21 protein-coding genes and 2 rRNA genes are annotated in these 26,116 nt (G+C 74.8%); 14 read left to right on the top strand and 9 right to left on the bottom strand.

What is annotated here, in order from left to right:
- From ABT369_RS32525 to ABT369_RS32535, 3 genes are all read left to right on the top strand, one after another.
- Positions 1 to 93: ribosomal RNA gene (locus tag ABT369_RS32525) — 23S ribosomal RNA — on the top strand; the annotation flags it as partial.
- 105 nt (positions 94 to 198) lie between these two features.
- Positions 199 to 315, top strand: a 5S ribosomal RNA gene (gene rrf / locus ABT369_RS32530).
- 471 nt (positions 316 to 786) lie between these two features.
- Positions 787 to 4,086, top strand: coding sequence for an AfsR/SARP family transcriptional regulator (locus ABT369_RS32535; protein WP_350617746.1), 3,300 nt, complete (start codon positions 787 to 789; stop codon positions 4,084 to 4,086).
- Here the strand turns inward: ABT369_RS32535 and ABT369_RS32540 are convergent.
- The gene (locus ABT369_RS32540) at positions 4,055 to 4,606 is read right to left on the bottom strand and encodes a dihydrofolate reductase family protein (protein ID WP_350617747.1); all 552 of its coding nucleotides are present in this window, start codon (positions 4,604 to 4,606) and stop codon (positions 4,055 to 4,057) included. The two genes, ABT369_RS32535 and ABT369_RS32540, sit on opposite strands and share 32 nt — an antisense overlap.
- A gap of 170 nt (positions 4,607 to 4,776) precedes the next feature.
- Positions 4,777 to 5,982 carry a sensor domain-containing phosphodiesterase gene (locus ABT369_RS32545; protein ID WP_350617748.1) on the bottom strand — a complete coding sequence of 402 codons (1,206 nt, stop codon included), beginning with the start codon at positions 5,980 to 5,982 and terminating at the stop codon, positions 4,777 to 4,779.
- Positions 5,983 to 6,075: 93 nt separating this feature from the next.
- On the opposite strand from ABT369_RS32545, the gene ABT369_RS32550 reads away from it, so the two are divergent.
- Entirely contained in the window at positions 6,076 to 6,945 is an 870-nt protein-coding gene (locus ABT369_RS32550; RefSeq protein WP_350617906.1) for a phosphotransferase, read from the top strand.
- Here the strand turns inward: ABT369_RS32550 and ABT369_RS32555 are convergent.
- The gene (locus tag ABT369_RS32555) at positions 6,942 to 7,913 is read right to left on the bottom strand and encodes an intradiol ring-cleavage dioxygenase (protein ID WP_350617749.1); all 972 of its coding nucleotides are present in this window, start codon (positions 7,911 to 7,913) and stop codon (positions 6,942 to 6,944) included. The genes ABT369_RS32550 and ABT369_RS32555 overlap by 4 nt on opposite strands.
- Positions 7,914 to 8,057: 144 nt before the next feature.
- Here ABT369_RS32555 and ABT369_RS32560 point away from each other — a divergent pair, with 144 nt between their 5' ends.
- Entirely contained in the window at positions 8,058 to 8,297 is a 240-nt protein-coding gene (locus ABT369_RS32560; RefSeq protein ID WP_350617750.1) for a zinc ribbon domain-containing protein, read from the top strand.
- A 114-nt stretch (positions 8,298 to 8,411) separates the two neighbouring features.
- Complete coding sequence (locus ABT369_RS32565; RefSeq protein WP_350617751.1) at positions 8,412 to 8,738, top strand: hypothetical protein; 327 nt, start codon at positions 8,412 to 8,414, stop codon at positions 8,736 to 8,738.
- Positions 8,739 to 8,968: 230 nt separating this feature from the next.
- Here the strand turns inward: ABT369_RS32565 and ABT369_RS32570 are convergent, their stop codons facing one another.
- Positions 8,969 to 11,413, bottom strand: coding sequence for a phosphoketolase family protein (locus ABT369_RS32570; RefSeq protein WP_350617752.1), 2,445 nt, complete (start codon positions 11,411 to 11,413; stop codon positions 8,969 to 8,971).
- A gap of 176 nt (positions 11,414 to 11,589) precedes the next feature.
- A complete protein-coding gene (locus ABT369_RS32575; protein ID WP_350617753.1) occupies positions 11,590 to 12,792 on the bottom strand; it encodes an MFS transporter in 1,203 nt (400 codons plus the stop codon).
- A gap of 40 nt (positions 12,793 to 12,832) precedes the next feature.
- On the opposite strand from ABT369_RS32575, the gene ABT369_RS32580 reads away from it, so the two are divergent.
- The 4 genes from ABT369_RS32580 (at position 12,833) to ABT369_RS32595 (ending at position 16,923) form a co-directional block, all read left to right on the top strand.
- On the top strand, positions 12,833 to 14,236 hold the full coding sequence (locus tag ABT369_RS32580; RefSeq protein WP_350617754.1) for a ferredoxin reductase family protein: 1,404 nt from the start codon (positions 12,833 to 12,835) through the stop codon (positions 14,234 to 14,236).
- 72 nt (positions 14,237 to 14,308) lie between these two features.
- Positions 14,309 to 15,670: a ferredoxin reductase family protein gene (locus ABT369_RS32585; RefSeq protein ID WP_350617755.1), complete on the top strand. Its 1,362-nt coding sequence runs from the start codon at positions 14,309 to 14,311 to the stop codon at positions 15,668 to 15,670.
- A gap of 9 nt (positions 15,671 to 15,679) precedes the next feature.
- On the top strand, positions 15,680 to 16,135 hold the full coding sequence (locus ABT369_RS32590) for an FMN-binding protein (protein ID WP_350617756.1): 456 nt from the start codon (positions 15,680 to 15,682) through the stop codon (positions 16,133 to 16,135).
- Positions 16,132 to 16,923: an FAD:protein FMN transferase gene (locus ABT369_RS32595; protein ID WP_350617757.1), complete on the top strand. Its 792-nt coding sequence runs from the start codon at positions 16,132 to 16,134 to the stop codon at positions 16,921 to 16,923. Before ABT369_RS32590 ends, ABT369_RS32595 begins: the two co-directional genes overlap by 4 nt.
- Before the next feature lie 42 nt (positions 16,924 to 16,965).
- Here ABT369_RS32595 and ABT369_RS32600 read toward each other — a convergent pair whose 3' ends face one another.
- The 3 genes from ABT369_RS32600 to ABT369_RS32610 form a co-directional block, all read right to left on the bottom strand.
- Positions 16,966 to 18,357, bottom strand: a complete 1,392-nt coding sequence (locus ABT369_RS32600) for a serine/threonine-protein kinase (RefSeq protein ID WP_350617758.1) — start codon at positions 18,355 to 18,357, stop codon at positions 16,966 to 16,968.
- 121 nt (positions 18,358 to 18,478) lie between these two features.
- The gene (locus ABT369_RS32605) at positions 18,479 to 19,129 is read right to left on the bottom strand and encodes a DUF2306 domain-containing protein (protein ID WP_350617759.1); all 651 of its coding nucleotides are present in this window, start codon (positions 19,127 to 19,129) and stop codon (positions 18,479 to 18,481) included.
- A 102-nt stretch (positions 19,130 to 19,231) separates the two neighbouring features.
- Positions 19,232 to 19,759 carry a DinB family protein gene (locus tag ABT369_RS32610; protein WP_350617760.1) on the bottom strand — a complete coding sequence of 176 codons (528 nt, stop codon included), beginning with the start codon at positions 19,757 to 19,759 and terminating at the stop codon, positions 19,232 to 19,234.
- Positions 19,760 to 19,867: 108 nt separating this feature from the next.
- On the opposite strand from ABT369_RS32610, the gene ABT369_RS32615 reads away from it, so the two are divergent.
- From ABT369_RS32615 to ABT369_RS32630, 4 genes are all read left to right on the top strand, one after another.
- Positions 19,868 to 21,553 carry an ABC transporter ATP-binding protein gene (locus tag ABT369_RS32615; protein WP_350617761.1) on the top strand — a complete coding sequence of 562 codons (1,686 nt, stop codon included), beginning with the start codon at positions 19,868 to 19,870 and terminating at the stop codon, positions 21,551 to 21,553.
- Positions 21,554 to 21,673: 120 nt separating this feature from the next.
- The gene (locus ABT369_RS32620; RefSeq protein ID WP_350617762.1) at positions 21,674 to 23,692 is read left to right on the top strand and encodes an ABC transporter ATP-binding protein; all 2,019 of its coding nucleotides are present in this window, start codon (positions 21,674 to 21,676) and stop codon (positions 23,690 to 23,692) included.
- 399 nt (positions 23,693 to 24,091) lie between these two features.
- Complete coding sequence (locus tag ABT369_RS32625; RefSeq protein WP_350617763.1) at positions 24,092 to 24,817, top strand: ATP-binding protein; 726 nt, start codon at positions 24,092 to 24,094, stop codon at positions 24,815 to 24,817.
- 65 nt (positions 24,818 to 24,882) lie between these two features.
- The gene (locus ABT369_RS32630; RefSeq protein WP_350617764.1) at positions 24,883 to 25,074 is read left to right on the top strand and encodes a hypothetical protein; all 192 of its coding nucleotides are present in this window, start codon (positions 24,883 to 24,885) and stop codon (positions 25,072 to 25,074) included.
- Between the two features lie 137 nt (positions 25,075 to 25,211).
- Here the strand turns inward: ABT369_RS32630 and ABT369_RS32635 are convergent, their stop codons facing one another.
- Entirely contained in the window at positions 25,212 to 26,114 is a 903-nt protein-coding gene (locus ABT369_RS32635; RefSeq protein ID WP_350617765.1) for an ornithine cyclodeaminase family protein, read from the bottom strand.
- Between the last annotated feature and the right edge of the window lie 2 nt (positions 26,115 to 26,116).

Genomic DNA, 26,116 nt, shown 5'->3' on the forward strand with positions numbered 1-26,116 from the left:
CCCCCAGCGAGACCACTGGGTTGATAGGCCGGAAGTGGAAGCCTGGTAACAGGTTTGAGCTGACCGGTACTAATAGGCCGAGGACTTGACCTACAAAACAAGCTTTGAAGATCTTGCATCCACTGTGTGATTCTGAACCAACACCGAACGCACCCCACCATGATGGGTGGGTGTGCGGGGTTGACAGGTTCATAGTGTTACGGCGGCCATAGCGGAGGGGAAACGCCCGGTCCCATTCCGAACCCGGAAGCTAAGCCCTCCAGCGCCGATGGTACTGCACCCGAGAGAGTGTGGGAGAGTAGGACGCCGCCGGACAAACTTTCCTTCAGGGGCTCACCGAATTCGGTGAGCCCCTGAAGTGTTTCCTGGGCACGACGCCTTTTTGAGCCGGCCCCGCTTGCTGCGGGGCCGGCTTTTTTTGTTTGTGCGGGATCGGGCTGAGAAGCGTTCTGAGGCGTTCTGGTGAGCTGGCCAACGGATGGCTTCGCGGGGCGGTCAGGCTGCCGCTGTGCGGGGGCCCGGCAGCGCGACAATCAAGCCGCGGTGCGGAACAGGGGCCACGCCCAGCGAGCCGGGGGCTTTCCAGCGCGACGATCGGGGCGACCGGCCCACCGGACTGCGAGCCGGTCCGCACTTAGGCCCACGTGAGCGGCGAGACACAGGCCGGTCGGCGCACGCTCACACGTGAGCGTCGAGCCGCGGGGCAGTCGGCAGGCGATTACCCAGCGTTACCGTCGGCCAATCCGGGTCTGAGCGGAGCCGGGGGACGTCGTACGCTGGCGCGCGATGCAGTTCGGGGTGCTCGGGCCGCTCGCCGTGACCACCGACGCCGGCGAGGCCGTCGTCGTGCCCGGGATCAAGGTACGCGTCCTGCTCGCCGACCTCCTGCTGCACCGCAACCGCGTCGTGTCCGCCGACCGGCTCATCGACGACCTGTGGGGCGACGACCCGCCCGCGAACCCGGCCGGCGCGCTGCAGGTGCGGGTCTCCCAGCTGCGCAAGGCGCTCAACGACGCCGAGCCGGGCGCCCGTGACCTGGTCGAGTCCCGGGCGCCTGGGTACCTGCTGCGCACCGACGCCGTCGACGCCGACCGGTTCGGCGCGCTGGCCGGGTCCGACGACGTCGCCGACCTGACCGCGGCCCTCGCGCTCTGGCGTGGCGAGCCGTTTGCCGACATGGCCGACGGGGAGTTTGTGCGCGCCGAGGTCGAGCGGCTGACCCAGCAGCGCCTGGCCGTGCACGAGCGGCTCGCCGAGGCCCGCCTGGCCCGTGGCGAACCCGACCTCGTCGCCGCCGACCTGGCCGGGCTCGTCGCCCGGTACCCGCTGCGCGAACGGCTGCGCGCGCTGCAGCTGCGGGCCCTGTACGCGGCCGGCCGCCCGACCGAGGCCCTCGACAGCTACGCCGAGCTGCGCGACCGGCTCGCCGAGGAGCTCGGGCTCGACCCGGGGCCCGAGCTGGTCACCATCCACCGGCAGATCCTCGGCCACGACGCCGCGCTGGCCCCGGCGGCGGGCCCGGAGGCGCTCGCCCCGGCGGCGGGCCCGGGGGCGCTCGCCCCGGCGGCAGGCCCGGGGGCAGGCCCGGGGGCGCTCGCCCCGGAGGCGGGTCCGGAGGCGACGGTCCCGACCCGGAAGGCGCCGGAGGTGAAGCCACCGGCGGCGCTGATCCGCAACGCCCTCCCCGCGCGGCTGGACGAGCTGGTCGGCCGGGCCGAGGCGCTCGCCGAGCTGCGGCCCCTGCTCGCCCGCCAGCGCCTCGTCACCCTCGTCGGGCCCGGCGGCGTGGGCAAGACCCGCCTGGCCACCGAGGCCGTCCGCGACCTGAACCCGGCCGACGTCGTCTTCGTCGAGCTCGCCCCGGTCCCGGCCGGCGGTGACATCGCCGAGCGGGTGCTGGCCGCGCTCGGCGTGCGGGAGGCGGCCGGGGCGGGGCTGAGCGCCGACGACCGCCTGCTGGCCGCGCTCGGGCCGCGTGCCGTGACCGTCGTGCTCGACAACTGCGAGCACGTCATCGCCCCGGCCGCCGCGCTGACCGGGCGGCTGCTGCGCGACGCGCCCGGCGTGCGGGTGCTCGCGACCAGCCGGGAGCCGCTGGGCATCGGCGGGGAGTGCGTATGGGACGTACCGCCGCTGAGCCTCCCGGACGACGAGCGCGACCTCGACGCGGTCCGGCGCTCCGCGGCCGCCCGTCTGTTCACCGCCCGCGCCGCGGCCCAGCAGCGCACGTTCCGCCTGGACGAGCGCACCGCGCCCGAGGTCGCCCGCCTGTGCCGGCGCCTCGACGGGCTCCCCCTCGCCCTGGAGCTGGCCGCGACCCGGGTGCGGGCGCTCGGCCTGCACGGCGTGGTGGAGCGCCTCGACGACCGTTTCGCGCTGCTCGCGACCCAGCAGCGGGATGTGCCCGAGCGCCAGCGCACCCTCACCGCCGTCATCACCTGGAGCTGGGACCTGCTCGACGCCGAGGAGCGGCGGGTCCTGGCCCGGCTCTCGGTGTTCGCCGACGGCTGCACGCCGGAGGCGGCCGAGGAGGTCTGCGGCACCGACCTCGACGTGCTCGCCCGGCTGGTCGATCGTTCGCTGATCGTCGTCGACGACGGCCCGCGCTACCGCCTGCTCGAGTCCGTGGCCGCGTTCGCCGCCGACCGCCTCCGCGACGGGGACGAGGTCCGCAATAGGCAAGCCGGCGAACGCGTCGGCGACGGGGTCCGTAACAGGCAAGCCGGCGAACGCGTCGGCGACGGGGACGAGGTCCGCAATAGGCAGGCCGGCGAACGCCTCGGCGACGGGGACGAGATCCGCGACCGGCACGCCGCCTACTACACCGCCCTCGCCGAGCGCGCCGACCCGCACCTGCGCGGCCCCGAGCAGCAGCGCTGGCTGGCCGTCCTCGACGCCGAGTCCGCGAACCTCGGCCGCGCCCTGGACCGGACGGCGGGCGACCCGCGGCTGCCGACGGCACTGGGCTGGTACTGGTTCCTGCGCGGCCGGCTGACCGAGGCCCGGCGGGCGTTCGGCCCAGTCGCCGCAGGGCCGTGGAAGCTGGGCTTCGCGCTGCTGCTCGGCGCCCCCGTCGTCGCGCGGGACGTGCGCGCCGCGCTCGCCGGCGCGCCGGGCGTCGCCCGCTGGTTCGTGGCCAACGCCGTGTTCGACCGCGGCGACCTGGCCCTGGCCGACGAGGTGCTGCCGGCCGACGAGCACGACCCCTGGGTCGCCGACGAGCACGACCCCTGGGTCGAGGCGGCGACGTCGGTCACGCGGGCGACGTTCGCCCACGCCGCCGGGGATCTCGACGCGCTCGAGCACTACGGCACCCGCGCCGCCGCGCTCTTCGCCGGGCTCGGCGACCGCTGGGGCCGCCTGCAGGCCACGGACTGGGTCGGCGGCCTCGCCGAGATGCGCGGCGAGCACGAGCGGGCCGCGGCCCTGCACCGCGAGGGCCTGCGCTGGGCCGAGGAGCTTGCGCTCTGGCCCGAGGTGGCAAGCAAGCTCTCCTGGCTGGCCTGGCTGGCCGTGCAGACCCGCGACTACGGGACCGCCCGCGAGTTCGGCGAGCGCGCCCTCGCCCGGGCGAGCGAGCAGGGAAACCCGGCCGCCGTGGTCTTCGCGGAGCTCGGCCTCGGCATCGGCGCCCGCCGCGCCGGCCGGCTGGACGAGGCCGAGACGCACCTGGGCCGCCTGGCCGACCAGGGCCGCGGCGAGCCCCAGCCCGCGCTGTATCTCCCGATGGTCCTGGTCGAGCTCGGCTATGCCGCCGAGCAGCGCGGCGACCCGGACGAGGCCCGCGCCCTGCACCTGGAGGCGCTCGACGCCGCCGACGCGATGGGCGCCCCTCGCGACGCCATCATCGCCGTGGAGGGCCTGGCCGCCGTGACCGCCGCGGACGAGGACGCGGCCCGGCTCCTCGGCGCGGCCGCCAAGTCCCGCGAGACCTACGGCGTCGCGGCCGCCCCCGCCGAGCGCGACGAGATCGAACGGGTGACGCAACGCCTGCTCGCCGCCCTCGGCGCGGAGCGCTTCAAGGCGCTGCACGCCGAGGGCGGCGAGGCGGACGTCATGCTCGCACGGGAACGTAGGTCGCGATGATCAGGCCGTTCTTGTGGACGCGGGTGCCGGCCAGCTCGAAGGAGGCCGCGAAGTCGGTCAGCTGGGCGGTCAGGCTCGGGCCGCCGACCAGCACGGGGTGGATCCAGAAGTGCACCTCGTCGACGAGGCCGGCCTGAACGAGCTGGGCCGTGACGGAGCCGTAGCCGTATTGGATGATGCCCTTGCCGTCGACCTCCTTGAGCGTGCGCACCGCCTCGACGAGGTCGCCCTGCAGCACCTCCGTGTTGTTCCACGTCGGGTCGGTCAGCGTGGTGGAGGCGACGTACTTCTTCACGTTGTTGAAGTAGGCGGCACCGGTGGTCGGGTCGCTCTCGTCCCGCGCCGGCCACGCCACCGACATGCCGTCGTAGGTGACGCGGCCCATGAGCATCGCGTCGGCGTCCTGGGTGAGCTGGCCCGCGAAGGCCTGGGCCTCGGCGTCGAAGTAGGGCACCGTCCACATCGGGCTCTCGATGACGCCGTCGAGGGTGATATACGTCGAGTTGACCAGCTTGCGCATCGAATGCTCCTCGGTGTCGTTCCCGTGTTCGTCTGACACCAACGACCTTGCCGCACCGGCCTTACGATTTCCTTTCGATCGGCCGTAAGAGCGAAAGCACACCCCGAAGGGGCGTAGACCGGGAGCGCCGCCCGCGTGTCAGTGGCGTAGACCGGGGCGCCGCCCGCGTGTCAGCGAAGCTCCGGCCGAAAGAGCGCGAGCGCACCCGAGTCGGAGTCGAGGCCACGGGAGGGCAGGGTGCCGGGTCCGCCGAGAAAGTACCCCTGACCGAACGTGACACCGAGCTCCAGCAGGGCATCGCGCTCCTGGCGCGTCTCGATGCCCTCCGCGATCAGCGACGCCCCGATGTCGGCCGCGAAGGAGACGAGCGAGCGGGTCAGCGCCTGCCGCACGGGGTCGGCGTGGACCTGGCGGATGAGGTCGATGTCGAGCTTGATGACGTCGGGGCGCAGCTGCAGGATGTGCCGCAGGCTCGCGTACCCGGCGCCGGCGTCGTCGATCGCCAGCTGGATGCCCGCGTCGCGCAGGCGGTCGGTCGCGGTCACGAGGCGGCCGTAGTCGCCGACCTGGGTGTGCTCGGTGAGCTCGATGCCGATGCGGCGGTGCGCCTGCCGCAGCAGCGTCGCCTGGATCTCGGTGGTCAGCACGGCCTCGGCGGAGAGGTTCACCCCGAGCCAGGTGCCGTCCGGCATCGTGTCGAGGTGCTCGAGGGCGCGCCGCACCGCGAGATGCTCCAGCTCGGCCCCCAGCCCGGCGTGGCTGGCCTCGGCGAACGCGTGCGCGGGGGTCGGGAAGCGCGGGTCGTCGAAGCGCGCCAGGGCCTCGTACGCCACCACGGTGTCGGGCGCCAGCCGCACCACGGGCTGGAACACCATCCGGACGTCGAGCGCGACGAGGTCCCGGGTCCCGGCGTGGGCCGGGCCGAGCGCGGTGGTGTGGTTGAGGTGCCCGCTGACCACCTCGGCGAGCAGCCCGAGGAAGTCCACGGCCCGGTCCCCGAGCGCCGGGGCGGGGCTGCGGCTCACGCAGCACAGCATGCCCGCGGTCCGGCCGTCGGCGTCGCGCCAGGGCACCCCGACGTACGAGCCGATGCCCATCTCGGCGGTGACGTCCAGGTCCCGGCTGACCGGGTGCCGCCGGGCGTCGGGGACCAGCGGCGGCAGCGTGCCCGCGACCACCCGGGAGCAGAACGAGCCGGCCAGCGGGCGGCCCTCGCCGAGCACGACGCGCATCTGGTCCAGGGCGCCGTCGGCAAGCCTGATCACCTGCTCGTCGGCGCTGAACCGCGAGATCCAGGCGACGTCCATGCCGAGCTGGGTGCGGGCGAAGCGCAGCAGCCGCTGCAGCTGCGCACGAGCGTCCGACTCGTAGTCCACGCGCCACCTCCGTGCCCGGTCGCGTGGGTCATCGGCCCGCCGGAGGCGACTCTGAGCGTTTTCCCGGCGGCCTCGTTACGCTGCGGTGTGCTGATGCATCCCGACCAGTTGCCGCTGTCGCTGTCCACGGTGCGCGGGCTCATCGCCGGGCAGTTTCCCGAGTGGCGGGAGTTGCCGGTGCGGGAGCTGGCCCCCGGCACGGTCAACGCGGTGTTCCGGATCGGCGACGAGCTCGTCGCCCGGTTCCCGCTGCAGCCGGACTCGGCTTCGCAGCTGCGCGCGGAGGCCGACGCGGCCGCGAGGCTCGCCGCGTACACCCGGTTCGCGGTGCCGCGCCCGGTCGCGTTCGGCTCGCCCGGGCCCGGGTACCCGCTGCCGTGGTCGGTGCTGCGCTGGGTGCCCGGCACCGTCGCCTCCGAGGCGGTCGCCGGTTCCGTCGCGTTCGCCGACGACCTGGCCGAGCTCATCGCCGACACGCGCGGCATCCCCACGGATGGCGGCATGTTCGGCGGTACCGGCAGAGGCGGCCGGATCGCGACGCACGACGCGTGGATCGAGACCTGCTTCGCGCGCAGCACCGAGCTGCTGGACGTGCCGCGGCTGCGCCGGCTGTGGGCGCGGATGCGCGACCTGCCGCGCGGCGACGCCCCGGACGTGACGAACCACGGCGACCTCATGCCGGGCAACGTGCTCGTGTCCGGCGGCCGGCTCACGGGCGTGCTCGACGTCGGCGGCCTCGGCCCGGCCGATCCGGCCCTCGACCTCGTCGGCGCCTGGCACCTGCTCGACGCCGCGCCCCGGGCCGCGCTCCGATCGCGCCTCGGCTGCGGCGAGGCGGAGTGGGAGCGCGGCCGGGCCTGGGCCTTCGTGCAGTCGATGGGCGTGGTCTGGTACTACCGCGACAGCAACCCCGCGATGAGCCGCATCGGCCGCAGGACCCTCTCGCGCATCCTCGCCGCCTAACGACTCGGCGGCGGGCCCCCGGTTCCCGGACCCCCGCCGCCAGGACCTCCGCCCGGGGCGCCGCCGCCGGTCGGTGTCGTGCGGGTGTCCACCTTCGCGGTCAGGGCCACGGCGTATCCGGCGCTCACGCTGCCCGTGACGGTGCCGAGCTGCAGCGCCCCGCCGTCGTTGCCGAACACGTTGTCGCTGTCCAGCGTCACCTGCTTCAGGTTCTGCACCGAGGCCGAGTAGCCGGACGTGGCGTAGACGGTGTCGCAGACGTCCTTGGGCAGCGCGACCTGCGAGGTGGCGATCGCCTTCGCGGAGTCGGTGATGCTCGCCTGGTCCGGGTACACCTCGAAGTGGATGTGCGGCCACCGCCCCGAGTAGCAGGCCGGGAAGATGCTGGTGAAGCGCACCTTGCCGGAGGCGTCCGCGATCTGCACCCCGCGCAGGTAGTTCTGGTCGGTGACGCCCTGCGAGTACAGGGAGTACCGGCCCTCGCGGTCGCAGTGCCACACGTAGACGGCCACGCCCGCGAACGGCTTGTCCCCGTTGGCCATGTCCACGATGGACAGCTCGAGCGTCATGGGCACGCCCGCCGCGGTGCCACTGGCGGTACCGAAGCTGGATCGAATGTCGCTGCGGACGATGCCGCTCTGGTTCAGCACGTTGGGCCCGTTGGAACCGTCGCCGGGATATGGTCCGGCGGTCTCGTCCGGAATCTCCCCGGCGGCCGTCCCGCCGCTCGCGCTCGTGCTCGCTCCGGTGCTCGTGCTGCTCGACGGGGCCGCCGTCAGCTCGTCGCCGCACGCGGCCGTCAGCCCGACGACCGCCGCCCCGAGCCCGAACATGCGCAGCAGCTGCCGCCGCTGCACCATGGTCCCGATGTCGAAGCCGAGCCCCTGGTCGACGAGCTCCTCGTCGGGCCGGGCGAACGGCCGCCCCTCATACGTGGGCCGCTGCCCGTCCTGCTTGCCGTGTCCCACGACCGGACCTCCACTCGATGCACGCTGACCAATTCCTGTGGGCCAAGGTTGTCGGCGGCGGCTGGCACGCCGCTGCGGGCAACCTGGCAGCCGCCTGTGAGCCCGCGGGCCACGCGGCCGGACCTCGCCGCGTAAGCTGCGGCGATGCTGGTCATCTTCGGGTTCCGCACGAAGCGCGAGTTCCTGCGCTGGGTGTCGTTCGTGTGCCGGGTGTGCGGGCAGAGCCAGCGCCTGCCGCTCGTCCGGGAAGTCACGAAGTTCAGCCTGTTCTTCATCCCGCTCTTCCCGATCCGCGTCAAGCACCTCGTCGAGTGCCAGAACCCGGCCTGCCGGTCGGTGACGAAGGTGAGCGGCGAGGAGGCGGAGCGGCTCGTGGCCGTCTGAGCCCCGCTTGACACTCCACCGGCGGTCCCGCCAAGCTTGTGCTGAGAGCGCTCTCAAGCATGTAATACGTTGCCCGAGGTGATGCTGAGAGCGCTCTCCCTAGAGAGGAGAGGCATGCCGAACTCGGCGATCGCCGGCGTGCGGGAGCGGCCGGCGCCGGAGCGCGAGTTACCCGGGGTGGTGTACGTCCGCTGCCCGCACCCGCTGACGGGTCCGTGGGCCGCGGTCGTCGAGTGCATCGTGGAGACGCTCGATCGCCACGGGTTCGTGGTCCGGTTCGGCCGCGGCGCACCGCCGGAGGACCCGGACCTGTGCGGCGCGATCCTGATCGGGGCCTCGACCCCGGTGCCGTGCCCGTCCGTGCTCATCGACGACGACCGGCCGGCCGTGGCGAGCCTGGGCGCGTCGGCCGCGACCGCGCTGCTCGGCGCGCTCGCCTGAGCACCGCAGCAAGACGGCCCGGCACCATGGGTGCCGGGCCGCCGTTGCGAAGGCCGGTGTGTGGTCGCCTACTGGCGAGTGGCGCGACGCGGCTCCAGCCGAACGGTATTCCGCGAAGGCAATGTGATTGAGGCCCTGGGACACAGTCACACCGACGCTCTACGTAACGGTGCCCGGCCCATTGCGATTCCACCGGCCGGTGTGACGCCGGTCACGAGCCGCGGGCAAGGTCAGGCGGGGGCGGGCGGATCGCCGGGCCAGGTCCAGCCGGCGATCCCGGGCAGGTCCTCGCCGTGATCGCGGGTATAGCTGCGGGCCGCCAGCCGGGCGTCCGCCATCTCCTGGCGCAGCGGCGCCGCCCGCACCGCCAGGCCCGGCACGCGGTCGACCACGTCGATGACGAGCCGGTACCGGTCGAGGTTGTTGAGCATCACCATGTCGAACGGTGTGGTCGTGGTGCCGTTCTCCTGGTACCCGTGGACGTGCATGTGCTCGTGGTTGCCGCGCGCGTACGTCAGCCGGTGGATGAGCCACGGGTAGCCGTGGAATGCGAAGATCACCGGCCGGTCGGCGGTGAACATGGCGTCGAACTCGCGGTCCGGCAGCCCGTGCGGGTGCCGCGACTCGGGCAGCAGGCGCATCAGGTCGACCACGTTGACGACGCGGACGCGCAGATCCGGCAGCCGCTCGCGCACGATCGCGGCGGCCGCCAGCGTCTCCAGCGTCGGGATGTCGCCGGCGCAGGCCAGGACCACGTCGGGCTCCGCGTCCGCGACGCCCGTCGGCTCGGTGCCGGCCCATGACCAGATGCCCAGTCCGCGGGCGCAGTGCAGGGCGGCGTCCTCGGCCGAGAGGTACGACAGCGCGGGCTGCTTCCCGGCGACCACGACGTTGACGTAGTGACGGCTGCGCAGGCAGTGGTCGTAGGTGCACAGCAGCGTGTTGGCGTCCGGCGGCAGGTAGACCCGGACCACCTCCGGCTTCTTGTTCAGCACCACGTCGAGGAAGCCCGGGTCCTGGTGCGTGAAGCCGTTGTGGTCCTGGCGCCACACGTGCGAGGACAGCAGATAGTTCAGCGACGCCAGCGGCCGCCGCCACGGGATGTGGGCCGTCGACTCCAGCCACTTCGCGTGCTGGTTGAGCATGGCGTCGACGATGTGGATGAACGCCTCGTAGCAGGTGAACAGGCCGTGCCGGCCGGTGAGCAGGTACCCCTCCAGCAGCCCCTGGCAGACGTGCTCGGACAGCAGCTCGACGACCCGCCCGGCCGGGTCGAGCCGGTCGTCGCCGGGTTCGTCGAGCGCGTTCCACCGGCGACCGGTCACCTCCAGCACGTCCTGCAGGCGGTTGCTGGCCAGCTCGTCCGGGGCGGTGATCAGGAACGAGTCCGGGTTGATCGCCACCACATCGCGTAGCCAGCGGCCGAGCACCCGGGTCGCCTCGTGCGCGATGGTGCCCGGGTTCGGCACCTCCACGGCGTACCGCCGCCAGGCCGGCAGTTCGAGGTCCTTGCGCAGCAGCCCGCCGTTCGTGTGGGGGTTGGCGCTCATGCGCCGACCGCCGGCCGGGTTCGAGTCGAGCAGCGCCGGCACCGGGCGCCCGTCCGCGTCGAACAGCTCCTCGGGGCGGTACGAGCGCATCCAGCGCTCCAGCGCCCGCAGGTGTTCGGGATCGGTGCGCACGCCCGGCAGCGGCACCTGGTGGGCGCGGAAGGTGCCCTCCACCGGCTGGCCGTCGACCTCGACCGGGCCGGTCCAGCCCTTGGGCGTGCGCAGGACCACCATCGGCCACCGCACCGGCCGGACCAGGTCGCCGCCGTCGCGGGCGACCGCCTGGATCTCCCGGATCGTGTCGGCGGCGCGGTCGAAGACGGCGGCGAGTTGCTGATGGACGTCGGCCGGGTCGTCGCCCGCCACGATCGCCGGGTCGTACCCGTAGCCGCGCAGCAGCGCCACCAGATCGTCCTCGGGAATGCGGGCCAGCATCGCCGGATTCGCGATCTTGTACCCGTTGAGGTGCAGGACCGGCACCACCGCGCCGTCGTGGGCCGGGTCCAGCAGCTTGCCGACATGCCAGCTGGCGGCCAGGGGACCGGTCTCGGCCTCGCCGTCGCCGACGACGCAGAACGCGACGAGGCCCGGGTTGTCCAGCACGGCCCCGAACGCGTGCAGCAGCGAGTACCCCAGCTCCCCGCCCTCATGGAAGGAGCCGGGCGTCTCCGGGGCCGCATGGCTGGGCACGCCGCCGGGGAAGGAGAACTGCCGGAAGAAGCGCCGCAGCCCCTCGGAGTCCTGGGAGATGTGGCTGTACAGCTCGCTGTACGTGCCCTCGAGCCAGGCGGCCGCGTTGGGGCCGGGCCCGCCGTGGCCCGGTCCCGCGACGAACACCGCGTCGAGGTCCCGCTCGCGCACGAGCCGGGTCGCGTGGGCCCAGACGAGGTTCAGTCCCGGCGTCGTGCCCCAGTGGCCCAGCAGCCGCGGCTTGATGTGCTCCGGGCGCAGCGGCTCGCGCAGCAGCGGGTTGTCCAGCAGATAGATCTGGCCCACGGACAGGTAGTTGGCGGCCCGCCACCAGGCGTCCAGCCGTTCCAGCCGGTCGCGGTCGAGCACGCCCTGGGCCGGGCCGAGCGGCGCGGGGCCCTCGACGATGGTCGGACCGGCGGTCGTAGTCGTCATACGGCCGCCGCTACCCCGACATGTGCCGTGTAGACCGCGATCCGGTCGCTCCGCGCGGGAGGCGTCCGGCCGGACGGGCCGTGAACCGGCCGGACGCCACCGCACAAGAAGGCGCTACCCCACCGGACCGGAGCTCAATCACGTGGCCGTGCAGGCGCGGCAGCGACAAGGAGCACTCAGACGGTCTCGGCCTCCGGGCGCCCGCGCAGCCACCCGGCCAGCGGCACACCGGCGAGCAGGCACAGCGCCGCGCCGCTGGTCAGGGCCGTGCGCACGTCCTCGGCGTCGGCCCCGTCGCGCAGCGCCACGCCCGCGAGCGCCGCCCCGAGCCCCGCCCCCAGCAGGCGGCCCGCGGAGATCAGCGCCGACACGCGTCCGTGATGCCGCTGCGGTACCGCATTGAGCCCGGCCCGCGACACCCCCGCGAACAGGGGGCCGAGCCCGAGGCCGAGCAGGACGGCGAGCGGCAGCGCGCCGAGGCCGTGCAGAGGCGCGTTCGTGAGGCCGTAGCAGCCCAGGCCCGCGCCCGCCACCGCGAACCCGCCGAGCAGCACCGGGCGCTCCCCGCGCGCGTCGATCAGCCGCCCCGCCACGGGCCCGACCGCCCCGACGCACACCGCGATCGCCATCGGCGCGGCGGCCGCGAGCAGCGGGCTGTAGCCGGCGGATTCCTGCAGGTACTGCTCGATGACGAAGAACACCCCGATCATCACGAGGAAGCTCAGCCCCGCGGCGGCCACGGCGACGAGCACGGCGCGGCGGCGCAGCACCCCGGCCGCCGGCTCGGCCCCGGCGTCGGGCACGCGGCCCGGGACCAGGCGGGCCACCGCGACGGCCGCGGCGGCCGCGAGAGGCAGCAGCGCCCACCAGGCCGCCCGCCAGCCGAAGGCGGTGGTGAGCAGCCCGCCGAGCAGCGGCCCGGCGATGTTGGCGACCCCGGACGCGGCGCCCCAGATGCCCAGCGCGGTGCCTCGGCGCTCCGGCGGGAAGCCGCTCACCGCCCCCGACAGCGCCGCCGGGCTCGCCAAACCCGCGCCCATGCCCTGCAGCGCCCGCGACGCCACGAGCACCGTGAAGCTCGGGGCCAGCGCGCCGAGCAGGGCCCCGGCCGCGAACAGCGCGAGCCCGGCCAGCGCGGCCCGGCGTCCCCCGAACCGATCGACGAGCCGGCCGCCGGGCAGCAGCAGGAGCGCGAACGCCAGGAAGTACACGGTGATGACCCAGCCGAGCGGCTGCGGGGCCGTGTGCAGCGACCGCCCGACGTCCGGCAGCGCGACCGTGACGAGGGTGCCATCGATCTGCAGCAGCGCCGCGAGGCCGCTGCAGGCGGCGAGCGTGCGCCAGGCTCCGCGCGGCACGGTCCCCGGGTCGCGCGGCATTGCGCCAGCATAGAGGGCCGTCCGGTGGGATGGTGAGGGGGTGAGTGTGCTCGCCCCGCCGGTGCGCAGGTCGGCGGCACCGGCCCGCCGCCGAGGCCCCGCCGGCGTCCTCACCGTCGCCGGGCTGTTCGCCGTGCTGTGGCTCGTCGTCGGGCCGGGCGACGGCGGCTGGCTGTCGTTCGCGGGCCAGCTCGCCGGCGCCGAGGCCGTCCTGCTCATGTCGGCCGCGATCGTCCTCATCTCGGTGCTGCCCGCCGTCGAGTCGTGGTTCGACGGCATCGACCGCGCCGCGATCTGGCACCGGCGGCTCTCGGTGACCGGCATGGTCCTGGTGATCCCGCACGTCCTGTTCTCCTCCGGCCACCACGGTCCGCCGCCGCAGGCCGGGCAGCCGATGTCCGGTGGCCGCGGCGCCGACTTCGGCGGCCTGCTCGCGCAGATCGGCGTGTGGGGGCTCGCCGCGCTCGCGGTCTGGGCCGTCGCGCCGCGGTGGCGCATGATGCTGCCGTGGCTGGCGCCGTACGTCGCCCGGTCGGCGGTGGTGCCGCACCTGCGGCGGGCGTCGCGGTGGCTGCTCGGCGGCTACGAGCGCTGGCGCGCGCTGCACCGGCTGACCGGCCTGTTCCTGGCGGCCGCGTTCGTGCACGGGCTGCTCGACGCGACGATGTTCGGCTCCCAGGTCCTGCGCTGGAGCTACCTGATCGCCGGCGGGATCGGGATCGCCTTCTACGCGTACCGCGAGACGATGGCCCGGTACTTCCTGCCGCTGCACGACTACCAGGTCGCCGCGGTCACCACGGTCGCACCGGGCCTGACCGAGCTCGCGCTCACCCCGGTCGGCCGGCCGCTGCACTTCACGCCGGGACAGTTCGCCATGCTGTTCCTGGAGAGCGCCGACGGCTGGCGGCGGCACCCGTTCACCATCTCCAGCGCCCCGCACGACGACGTGCTGCGCTTCACCATCAAGGCGCTCGGCGACGACACCACCCGCATCCAGACCCTCGTGCGGCCCGGCATGCCCGCGGTCGTCGGCGGCCCCCACGGCCGCTTCGACCACACCCGCGGCACGGACCGGCAGATCTGGATCGCCGGGGGCATCGGCATCACGCCGTTCCTGAGCTGGCTGCGGGCCCTCGACCGGCATCCGCTCCCGGCCCGCGTCGACCTGTTCTACAGCGCCGTGGGCGACGCGCCGTTCGCGGGCGAGATCGCCGCCGTCGCCGCCGCGCACCCGAACCTGCGGGTGCACCAGCACGACTCCACCGCCCGCGGCTTCCTCACCGCCGACGACATCCTTGCCGCCGCCGGGACCGGCCACGACCCGGGCCGGGTGTCGGTCTTCCTGTGCGGCCCGGCCCCGATGGTCGACGCGTTCGTGCGCCGGCTCCGCCGGGCGGGCGTCCCGGGCCGTCAGATCCACCGCGAGCACTTCGACTGGCGCTGAGAGCCGCGCCTCTTAAGGGATTCTTAGACCTGCGGAGGTCAGTTCACAGGATCGTCGCCGATGGTTGCGGTCATGACGACGACGACCCTCGCCCCACCGGCGCGCGCCGTGCGCGCCGCCACCCCCCGATGGTGGGCCGACGCCGGCGGTGCGGCCGCGTGGGTGAGCCTGCTCGTGGTGACCGCGCTGTGGGTCGCGGGCGGCGGGGTGCAGGCCGTGGCCGAGTCGTGGACGGACTCGCTCGGCCGGCTCACCGGGCTGCTCGCCTCGGACCTGCTGTTGCTGCAGGTGCTGCTGATGGCCCGGGTGCCGGTGGTCGAGCGGGCGTTCGGGCAGGACCGCCTGGCCCGCTGGCACCGCTGGACCGGGTTCACCTCGTTCCACCTCATGCTCGCGCACATCGTGCTCATCACCATCGGCTACGCGGGCGACGCGCACGTCAACGTGCTCGCCGAGCTGTGGGACCTGGTCGTCGACTACCCGGGGATGCTGCTGGCCACCGCGGGGACCCTGCTGCTCGTGCTCGTCGTGGTGACGTCGGTGCGGGCGGCCCGGCGGCGGCTGCGCTACGAGTCGTGGCATCTGCTGCACCTGTACGCGTACCTCGGCGTCGGCCTGGCCCTGCCGCACCAGATCTGGACGGGCACCGACTTCGTCTCCTCGCCGTGGTCGCGGGCCTACTGGTGGACCCTGTACGCGGTCTCGGCCGGCGCCGTCGTGTTCTACCGCCTCGGGCTGCCCGCGTGGCGCAACTGGCGGCACCGGATCGTCGTCGACCGGGTCGTCCCCGAGGGCCCGGGCCTGACCTCGGTGTACCTGCGCGGCCGGGACCTCGCCGAGCTGCCGGTGCGGGCCGGGCAGTTCTTCCAGTGGCGGTTCCTCGACGGGCCGGGCTGGTCCCGCTCCCACCCGTACTCCCTGTCGGCGACCCCGCACACCGGCGTGCTGCGCATCACCGTCAAGGACCTCGGCGACGGCAGCGCCCGCGTCGCCGGGCTGCGGCCAGGCACCCGCGCGCTCATCGAGGGCCCGTACGGCAGGCTGACCGGCGAGCGGTACACCGGCGGCCCGGTCGTCATGCTGGCCTGCGGCATCGGCGTCACCCCGCTGCTGGCCCTCCTCGGCGAGCTGCCCTACGCCCCCGGGCAGGCCACCCTGGTCTACCGGGCCCGCAGCGAGGCCGAACTCGCCTTCCGGGCCGAGCTCGGCTGGCTGGCCCGCCACCGCGGCGTCCGGGTCGTGTACCTGCTCGGCCCCCGCGCCCACGAGACCTCGTGGCTGCCGGCCGGCGCCCCGCCCCTGCACCACCTCGCACCGCAGATCGCCGGCGCGCAGGTCTACGTCTGCGGCCCCGACGCCTGGACCGCCGCCGCGACGGCCGCGGCCCGCGGTGCCGGAGCCGGTCCCATCCACACCGAACAGTTCGCCTGGTAGGAGCCTTCCTTGCGACGCATCACCCTCTGGCTGCTCTCCACCCTCGCGGCCGTCGTGCTGCTCTTCAGCTACCGCACGAGCCTCGGCTCCACCACCACCGCGGCCACGCCGGCCACCGCGGCCGGCACCACGTCCTCGTCCACCACCGGCACCGGTTCGGGGTCGGGGGACGGCACCGCGAGCGGGACGACCTACCAGGGATCGGTGGCGCCGACCCGCTGGGGCAACGTCCAGGTCAGCATCACCGTCGCCGGCGGGAAGATCACCGCCGTCTCGGTCCCCGTCTACCCGAACGGCAACGGCAAGGACCGGCAGATCAACGCGCGCGCCCTGCCGACCCTGGTCCAGGAGACCATCGCCGCCCAGAGCGCCGACATCGACACCGTCTCCGGCGCCACGGTCACCAGCGACGGCTACAAGGAGTCGCTGCAGGCCGCCCTCGACGCCGCACACCTGAACGCATGAGCACCGCGACTCTCCCGCGGCGTGCCTGGGTCCAGCAGATCATGGGCCTGCCGGTCAGCATCCACGTGCGCGGCGACGACCCGGACGGGGCCGAGGTCCGGGCCGGTGTCGAGGCCGTCTTCGCCGACCTGCGCCACGCCGACGCGGTCTTCAGCCCGTACCGCGACGACAGCGACCTGAACCGCTGGGCCCGCGGCGAGCTCGCGGCCGACGCGGCGGACCCGGCGTTCGGCGAGGTCCTCGCGCTGTGCGAGCGGGCCCGGGAGCGCACGGGCGGCTGGTTCGACCCGGACGGGCTGCCCGACCCGCGCACCGGCACGCCCCGCTTCGACCCGTCCGGCCTGGTGAAGGGCTGGGCCGTGCAGCGCGCGGCCGGGCGGTTGCGGCGGCTGCGGCGGTACTCCTGGTGCCTCAACGCCGGCGGCGACGTCCTCGTGCACGCCGAGGACGACCACCCGGCGTGGCGGGTCGGCATCGAGCACCCCGACGACCGCGCCCGCCTGCTGCACGTGCTCGAGCGGCGCGACGGCGCCGTGGCCACCTCCGGCACCGCCCACCGCGGCCACCACATCATCGACCCCACCACCGGCCGGCCGGCGTCGGCGGTCCGCGCGGTGACGGTGACGGGCCCGGAGCTGTTGTGGGCGGACGTCTACGCGACCGCCGCGGTGGCCCGCGGCCCCGGCTGCCTGCCCTGGCTCGGCACGCTGGAGGGCCACGCGGCCCTGCTCGTCTCGGCGTCCGGCCTCGCGCAGGTGACCGAGGACTGGCCGGCCCCGGCCGCGTAGGCCCGCGGGCTGTTCCTCACCCCGCTCCCGGGCCGGTGAGGGTCAGCCGCCGTGGCTGGTCGCGGTCGCGGTCGGGGTGGCGCCGTCGCAGGTGACCGTCACGTCGACCGACCGGTTGCCGTGCGTGAACGCGGCCACCGCCGCGACCGCCGGGCCGGCGTTGACCCAGTCGACCCGGTACGGCGAGGTCGGCGACCACGACGTGAGCTCGGCCTGGCCCGACGGCGTGCACCGGGCCTGGACGATGCCACCCGCGGTCGTGAACGTGCGCGGCGGCCCGGGCACCGCCTCGGGCGAGGCCGTCGCCGTCGCCGTCGCCGTCGCCGTCGCCGTCCCCGTCGCCGTTGTCGGAGGCGCGGCCGCGGATGTCGGGGGCGGGCCGGTCGTCGTCACCGGCCGGGCCGAGGGGACGGCCGCCGCGGGTGCCGGGGAAGGCTCCGCCGGCGGCGTGCTGCCCGGCGCCGTTGTCGGTTCGAGCGACGGGGCCGGTTGCGCCGCGGCGGGCACCTGCTGCTCCGAGGCCGGGAACAGCGCCCAGGCGAGCAGGCCGGCCGCGGCCACGCTGCCCACGGCGACGAGCAGCGGGCGCCGGCGCTGCGGCGGGGTACCGGCCGCCGGGCCGGCCGGCGGATCGTAGGCCGCGAGGAAGGCGGCCACCTCGGCGGCGGTGGGGCGGTCGGCGGGGTCCTTGGCCAGGCAGCGCAGGCACAGGTGGGCGATCTCCGGCCGGACGCCGTCCAGCTTCGGCAGCGGCGGCGGCTCGGCGAAGAGCTGGGCGTCGAGGGTCTCCGTGGGCCGCGACACGGGCCAGGGCAGGCGGCCGGCGAGCAGCTTGTAGAGGAGCATGCCCAGGGAGTACACGTCGGATGCCGGGGTGATCGGGTCGCCGACGATGCGTTCCGGCGCGAGGTAGGCCGGGGTGCCCAGGAGCTGCTCGTCCGGGTCGCCGGAGTCGGCGGTCGCGGCGATGCCGAAGTCGACCACCTTCGCGCCGGTCGGGGCGAGGATGACGTTGGCCGGCTTCACGTCGCGGTGGACCAGGCCCGCGGCGTGCGCGGCGGCCAGGCCGGCGGCGACCTCGGCACAGATCCGCAGGGCCTCGGCGGGGGACAGCGGCTCGGCGGCGACCCGCTGATCCAGGGGCAGGCCGGGCACGAGCTCCATGACGATGTACGGCGTGCGGAGCCCGCCCACGACGGTCTCCCCGAAGTCGTGGACCTGGGCGACGTTCGGATGCGACAGCGCCGCGGCCGCCTGCGCCTCCACCCGGCTGCGCAGCCGGAACGCCGGGTCGCTCGCGTACCGGCCGGACAGCAGCTTCACCGCCACGTCCCGGGCCAGCACCTCGTCCCGGGCCCGCCAGACCGTCGACACGCCGCCGACGCCCAGGATGTCGTCGAGCCGGTATCGCCCGCCCAGGACCCGCACTTGCATCGACGTAGTTTTACACCCGATCACTCGCCGCGCGACTCGGCAGCGGCGCCGGCGGTCCGCGGCAACGCTCCTACCAGGCAATGCTCGGCCAAATTTCGTTGCTGGAACACAACGATCGCGATCAGGCCGCTCTGGCCCGTGAACGCCGGATGACCAGCAGCTCGACCACGAGCAGGTTCACGACCCAGCCCAGCGTCTGACCGATCGGGATCATTGCCGGTGCGCGCTCGCCGATCTCGCCCGCCGTGGCGCCGCCGAAGGGGATCTGGGCGAGCAGCAGGAGCGGTACGAGCAACCGGGACGTGACGGCGAGGAACGTCAGCGCGTAGTTGCGCAGCATCCAGGCCCGGTGGGCGGTGAAGTCGCGCCGCCGGGCCGCCCGGTAGGCGAGGGCGCCCGTGACCAGCCACAGCACCGCCGCGGTGGTCAGGCCGGCCTGCGTGACGGGCCGCCCCGACCAGATCGCGACCGGGACGGCGGCGACCGCCGAGGGCAGCACCCCGGCGAGCAGGTAGACCCGCCCGAGCGTCCGATGCAGCCGCCGTCGCGCCCGCACCGCCGGCATGAACTGCAGCGGCCCGATCACGAGCGCCACCGCCGCCGTGAAGATGTGCACGACGAGCACGGCGTAGTGCGGGCCGCCGCGCACGTCGAGGCGGCCGTCGGCGGGGTCGAGGCTCAGGTACGGCCACGCGAGCACCACCGCGAACCCGACCGCGACGACGAGCAGCCCGAGGAGCGTGCGGCGGCGCCGGAGCGCTTGATCTGTCACGGTCCGATCATCGGGCGGCGGCCCGGCATCGAGCGTCGCCTCAGCGTCGGTGCGGGCGTACGCAAATCTGCGTACCGCGAACTCCGCCCGGGGGCCGCGCCGTCACTCGCCGGTCGCGCCGTCGATCGACTCGCGGAGCAGGTCGGCGTGCCCGTTGTGCCGCGCGTACTCCTCGATCATGTGGCACAGGATCCAGCGCAGGCTCGGACTGCGCCCGTCCGCCCAGGGCCGGGCCGCCACCCGCCCGAGCCCGCCGTCGCGCAGGGCGGCGGTCCGCTCGCGCGCCCCGGCCACGCTGGACCGCCAGAGCCGCCACAGCTCCTCGGGGTCGTCCCCGGCCGCCGAGTGCCACTCCCAGTCCGGGTCGGCCGCCCAGTCCACGCCGGCCCAGGGCTCGGGGCGGTCCTCGCCGTCCAGCCGGTACGCGAACCAGTCGTCCTCGACGTACGCCAGGTGCTTGAGCAGCCCGCCGAGCGTCATCGGGGAGGCCCCCACGGTCGCCCGGAGCGCGTCCGCGCCGAGCCCGGAGCACTTCCACGCGAGCGTCGCGCGCTGGTAGTCGAGGAACCCCAGCAGGGTCGCGGCCTCGTCCCCGTCCGGCGGCGGCTCCGGCCGTCCGTGCTCGTCCATCCGACGAGTATCGCGCCCGAACGGCCCGGGCGCGGACCCGGTGCCGCGCCCGGGCCCACATGCGGGCCCGGTGCCGCGGCGCGCCCAGGTTAGGCTACCCTCACTCCGGTGACCGCCCTGCTGCACGCCTCCGGCATCCTGCGCCGGGCGCTCGCCCGCAACCGCCGCCACCTCGGCCTCGGCACGCTGCTCTACTGCGGCCACCAGCTGTGCGAGTCGATGGTGCCGATCCTCATCGGCGTCGGCATCGACCGCGCGGTGGCCCCCGGCGACGGCCGAGCCCTGATCGCCTGGATCGGCGCCCTGGCCGTCCTCTTCGGGCTGCTGACGTTGGCGTACCGCTTCGGCGGCCGCCACCTCATGCGCGCCATCACCGACGAGGCGTACCTCCTGCGCGACGAGCTCGCCGCGAAGATCCTGCACCCGCGCGGCATCCGCACCCCGCTGCGCGCCGGGGAACTGCTCACCGTCGCGTCCACCGACGCCGACAACGTCTCCTACCTGCTCGACTACGTGCCCCGCGTCGCCGGCGCCGTGACCGCGACGCTGATCAGCGCCGTCGCGCTCGTCGCCGTCGACTGGCGCCTCGGGGTCGCCGTGCTCGGCGGCACGCCCGTCGTGCTCGGCCTGCTGCAGCTCGCCGGCCCGCGCATCGCCCGCCGCGTCGAGGCCCAGCAGGACCTCGCCGGCCGGGCCTCGTCGCTGGCCACGGACCTCGTCACGGGCCTGCGCCCGCTGCGCGGCATCGGGGCCGAGGGCGCCGCGGCCCGCCGCTACCGGGAGGTCAGCCGCGCCTCCCTAGCCGCGTCGCTGCGCGCGGCCCGGACCCAGGGCACGTACCTGGCCGCCTCCACCGCCACCAGCGGCCTGCTCGCCGGCGGGGTGGCCGTGCTCGCGGGCTGGTTCGCGCTCACCGGCCGGATCACCGTCGGCGAGCTCATCGCCGTCATCGGCCTCGCCCAGTTCCTCATGGAGCCGCTGGGCATGCTCGCCATCGTGCCGAGCTGGATCGCGGAGGCCCGCGGCTCGGCCGAGCGGGTCGCGCTGGTGCTCAACGCCCCCGAGGTGCGGCCGGAGCCCACCCGCGCGCCGGCCGGCGACGACGTCACGCTCGAGCTGGCCGGGGTGCGCCACGGCCCCCTCGACGGGCTGGACCTGCTCGTGCGGCCCGGCGAGTTCGTGGGGGTCGTGGCCTACCGGCCGGCCGACGCCGAAACGCTGATCGGGCTGCTCGCGGGGCGGGTCGCGCCCGGGGAGTTCGACGGGGAGGTGCGGCTCGGGGGAGTACCGCTGCATGATCTGCAATCCGCACGGGAGCTGCTGCACGTCGAGCCGCACCACACCGACCTCTTCGCCGGCACGCTCGCCGAGAACCTGGCGCCCGGCGGCGCCGACCCGGACGCGCTCGCCGCCGCGCTGCGGGCCTCGGCCGCCGACGAGGTCCTCGCCGCCCATCCGGCCGGCATCGAGCACGCCGTCGACGAGCGCGGCGCCGGGCTGTCCGGCGGCCAGCGGCAGCGGATCGCCCTGGCCCGGGCCCTGCTCGCCCGGCCGCCGATCCTCGTCCTGCACGACCCGACCACCGCCGTGGACGCTGTCACCGAGCAGTCCGTCGCGCTCGGCGTGCGGGCCCTGCGCCGGGGCCTGACGACGCTCGTGGTCACCAGCAGCCCCGCCCTGCTAGCCGTAGCCGACCGGGTTGTGGTCCTCGACGCGGGCCGCGTCCACGCAGCGGGCACCCACGCCGCCCTGGGCGCGGCCGAGCCGTCCTACGCGCGGGCGGTGCTGCGATGATGCTGCCGATCGCCTCGGCCCGGGGCAGCGAGCCGTCCTTCGCGCGGGCGGTGCTGCGGTGATGCTGCCGATCGCCTCGGCCCGTGGCAGCGAGCCGTCCTTCGCGCTGGCGGTGCTGCGGTGATGCTCCCGATCGCCTCGGCCCGTGGCACCTGGCGCTGGGTCCGCGGCGAGCTCGGACGGCGGCGGCTCGAGGTCGCGGGCACCATCGCCGTCGGGCTGGTCGGGGCGGCCGCCGCGATCGTGCCGGTCTCCGCGCTCGGCGTGCTCGTCGACCGCGTCCGGGCCGGCGCCTCCCCGTCGGCCCTCGCCGCCATCGGGGCGGTCATCGGCGTCGCCGCGCTCGCCGCCGGGCTCACGGCCGGGCTCGCCGCCTACCTCGTCGCGCGGACGGGCGGCCGGCTGCTGGCCACCCTGCGCGAGGCCACCGTCGAGCGGGCGCTGCGGCTGCCGTCCGCCACGCTCGAACGCGCGGGCCGCGGCGACCTGCTCGCCCGGGTCGGCCCCGACGTGGCGGCCGTGCACCGCGTGGTGTCCGAGATCCTCCCGACCATGATCTCCTCCGTGCTCCTGGCGGTCCTCAGCCTCGCCACGATGGCCGGGATCGACTGGCGCCTGGGCCTGGCCGCCGCCGTTTCGCTGCCCTTGTACGTCCTGGGCCTCCGCTGGTACCTCCCGCGCTCGGCCCCGGGCTACCGGCAGCAGCGCATCGCGATCGCCGACCGCGCCCGGCTGCTGGTCGAGAGCATGCTCGGCCGGCCGACGGTGCACGCGTACCGGTTCGAGGAGCGCCACCGCCGCGGCATCGACGCGGCCTCGGCCCGGGCGCGCGACGTCGAGTACTCGGTGTTCAAGCTCTTCACCCGGCTCGTCGGACGCGTCAACCGGGCCGAGTTCGCGGGGGTCCTGGCGATCGTCGTCGCCGGCTACCTCCTGGTGCGCGCCGGCCACGTAACCGTCGGCGAGACCGCGGCCGCGGCGGTGCTCTTCCACCGCCTGTTCAACCCGATCGGCGGCCTGCTCTTCAGCGCGGCCGACATCCAGGCGGCGGGCGCGGCCCTGGCCCGGCTGGTCGGCGTGCTCGAAGTCCCTGCGGCCCACACTGCGGATGCTGACGCCCAAGGTGTCGACGTTGACGCGCGCACGGTTGCGGTTGACGCCCGTGCTGTGGAGGTTGACGCCCGTGTTGCTGACGTTGACGCGCGCACGGTTGCGGTTCACGCCCGCGCTGTGGAGGTTGACGCGCGCACCGTTGCGGTTGACGCCCGCACCGTTGACGTTGACGCTCGCGCTGCTGACGTTGACGTTGACGCTCGCGCTGCTGACGTTGACGTTGACGCTCGCGCTGCTGACGTTGACGTTGACGCTCGCGCTGCTGACGTTGACGATCTGCATTCTCGTCATGTCGAGATTGTCAATGTTGATTTTCGTCAAGTCGGGTTGATGCTGCGCGACGTCACGTTCGCGTACGACGACGGCACCGATGTCCTGCACGGCGTCACGCTGCACGTGGCCCCCGGCACCCGCGTCGCGCTCGTCGGATCGACGGGTGCGGGCAAGTCGACGCTGGCCGCGATCGCCGCCGGGCTGCTGCACCCGCGCTCCGGCACCGTCACCGTCGGCGGCCGGCCGCCCAGCACCGCGCGGGTCGCGGTCGTCACCCAGGAGACGCACGTCTTCGCCGGTCCGCTGGTCGAGGACCTGCGCCTGGCCCGCCCGGGCGCGACCGACGCCGAGGTGTCGGCGGCGCTGGTCACCGTCGACGCGCTGGACTGGGCCCGCGACCTGCCCGAGGGCCTGCGTACCGTCGTCGGCGAGGGCGGCCATCCGCTCACCGCCGCCCAGGCCCAGCAGCTGGCCCTGGCCCGGGTCGTGCTCGCCGACCCGCCCGTCGCCGTGCTGGACGAGGCCACCGCGGAGGCGGGCAGCCTCGGCGCCCGCCACCTGGAGACCTCGGCCCTGGCCGCGACCGCGGGCCGCGCGACGCTCGTCGTCGCGCACCGCCTGACCCAGGCCGCGACCGCCGACCGCATCGTGGTGCTCGACGGCGGCCGGGTCGCCGAGGAGGGCACCCACGCCGAGTTGGTCGCGGCCGACGGCGCGTACGCGCGCCTCTGGCGAGCCTGGGAGACCCGCTGACCCCGAGCCGCCGAGGAGGGCGCGCCCCGCGCCGAGTTGGTCGCGGCCGACGGCGCGTACGCGCGCCTGCGGCGAGCCTGGAAGACCCGCTGACGAGGAGGGCGCCCGCGCGCCGATCTGGTCGCGGCCGAGGGCGCCTGGGCGCACCTTGACGAGCCTGGAAGACCCGACGACCCGGCCGGGTCGTCGGGGAGGGCGCGTACGCGAGCCTGGGAGACCCCGCTGGCCCGAGGAGGGCGCCCATGCCGAGTCTGGGCGCGGCCGACGGCGCGTACGCGAGCCTGGCACAGCCGCTGACCCGACCGGCGAACGATGCTCCTGCTCGCCGGCGGCCCCCGGAAATCTGCACGCAGCGCGATCGGATGTTTACCGATCTCGGGATGCGATAAAGAGACTCTGGTGTTCCGGTGTTCCGTCGTCGAGGACTATCCGCTCGCGATCCTCAAGCCCAGCGGGCTCCTCGAGCGCGCCACCGCCCCGCGGCTGCGGCAGGCGCTGCACAAGGCGCTCACCGCCCGGCCCGAAGTCGTGCTGCTCGACGCGGAGCGGCTGCGGGCCGTGGACGATCTCGAGCTCTCGGTGTTCGCGGTGCTCCGGCGCAGCTGCGAGGGGGCGGGCGTGGCGCTCGTCGTGTGCGGGGCGCCGCCCGAGCTGGCCGCCCGGCTCGCCCGCGTGGCGGTGTGCCGGCAGCTGGCCACGGCGCCGTCCGTCGGGGCGGCGGTGGACGGGCGCGCCGGGCGGACGGCGCCGTCGCGCCGCCACGCGTTCCTGCTCCCGCTGTCCTCGTCGGTGGCGCGGGCGCGGGCCGTCGCCGAGGACGCCTGCGCCGCGTGGGGCGTGGCCGAGATCGCCGGGCCGGTGGTCATGGTCACCGGGGAGCTGGTCACGAACGCGGTCCGGCACGCGGGGACGGAGATCGGGTTCTCCGTCGAGCTGGGCCGCTACTACGTGGTGGTCGCAGTGCGCGACGGCAGCCCGACCCTCCCGCGGCTGCGCGACCCGGACCTCGAGACGGGCGGGCACGGGCTGCTCATCGTCGAGGGCATGAGTGCCTCCTGGGGCAGCGCGCCGACGGTCAGCGGCAAGATCGTGTGGGCCACCGTACGGCGGCCGAGGAAAAATTGATTGATTCGCCTGCAACGGGGTATGGGGCTCGCCGTCACCCCACTTGATCAATTTGCGGAGCCCTCGTGTCCTATATCGTCCAGTCTGACAGCATCCTGGCGAACACCGCCGCCGAACTGCTCGCCCGGCACGCCGCCGGGGCCGCCAACGGCATGTGCCGGGCCTGCGGCTCGCCCGCTCCCTGCCCGGCGGCCCGCCACGCGGACTCCGTCCTGGCGGCCGTGCCCGCGATGGAGCGGGTGGCCGAAGCCGCCTGAGGACAGCTCGGGACCGCGGCGAAAGACCGGCGGCGGTGCCCGTGGCCGAAGCCCCCTGAGGACAGCCCGGGACCGCGGCTAAAAAACGGCAGCGGTGCCCGTGGCCGAAGCCGCCTGACGACGGCCCGGAACCGAGGCTAGGAACCGGCCGCGCGCAGCAGGGCCTCGGCGATGAAGAGGTCCTGCAGGGCGATGCCCGAGCTGTCGAAGACCGTGATGTCGTCCGGCTCCACGCGGCCGATCGCCCGCCCGGTGAGCACGTCGCCGATCGCGGTGACGTCCAGCCCCGCGGCGTGCTGGAACTCGCCGATGCGGCGGGACTGGGCGGGCAGGTCGCAGTACAGCCGCGCGTCGTGCAGCAGCGAGGGCGGGAGCTCCTGCTTGCCGACGGCGTCGGAGCCCATGCTCGCCACGTGCGTGCCGGGGCGCACCCACTCCGCGTCGAAGAGCGGGGCGGTCGCCGTCGTGGCCGTGACGATGATGTCGGCGCCGAGGCATGCCTCGCGGGCCGGCGTCACCGTGCCCGGCAGCCCGCGCGCGGCCAGGCGCTCGACGAATGCGGCGCCGCGCTCGGGGGTGCGGGCCACGACCAGGATCGACGCGATCGGCCGCACGCGCGCGAGGGCGGCGCACTCGTAGAGGGCCTGGTGGCCGGTGCCGAACACGGCCAGGGTCGCGGCGTCGGCGCGGGCCAGGACGCTCGCGGCGACCGCGTCGGCGGCGGCCGTGCGGTAGGCGTTGACCGTCCCCGCCTCCACGACGGCGGCGATGCGCCCGGCGTCCTGGTCGAACAGCAGCACCACCGAGTTGTGGCGCGGCTCGCTGTCCGGCCAGTAGCTGCCCACCTTCAGGCCCGCCAGGGTCTGCGACGCGGCCGACTTGACCGTGAACCGGTTGCGCGGGTCGGAACCGTGCGCCAGTACCGCCGGAAACACCTCGGCCCGGTCGTCGACCGCGGCGACGAGCGCCTCGCGGGCCGCCGCGAACGCGAGGTCCTCGTCGATCAGGGCGGCGGACTCCGCCTCGGACAGGAAGATCACGG

This window comes from Dactylosporangium sp. NPDC000244 (assembly GCF_040300725.1).
GTDB lineage: Bacteria > Actinomycetota > Actinomycetes > Mycobacteriales > Micromonosporaceae > Dactylosporangium.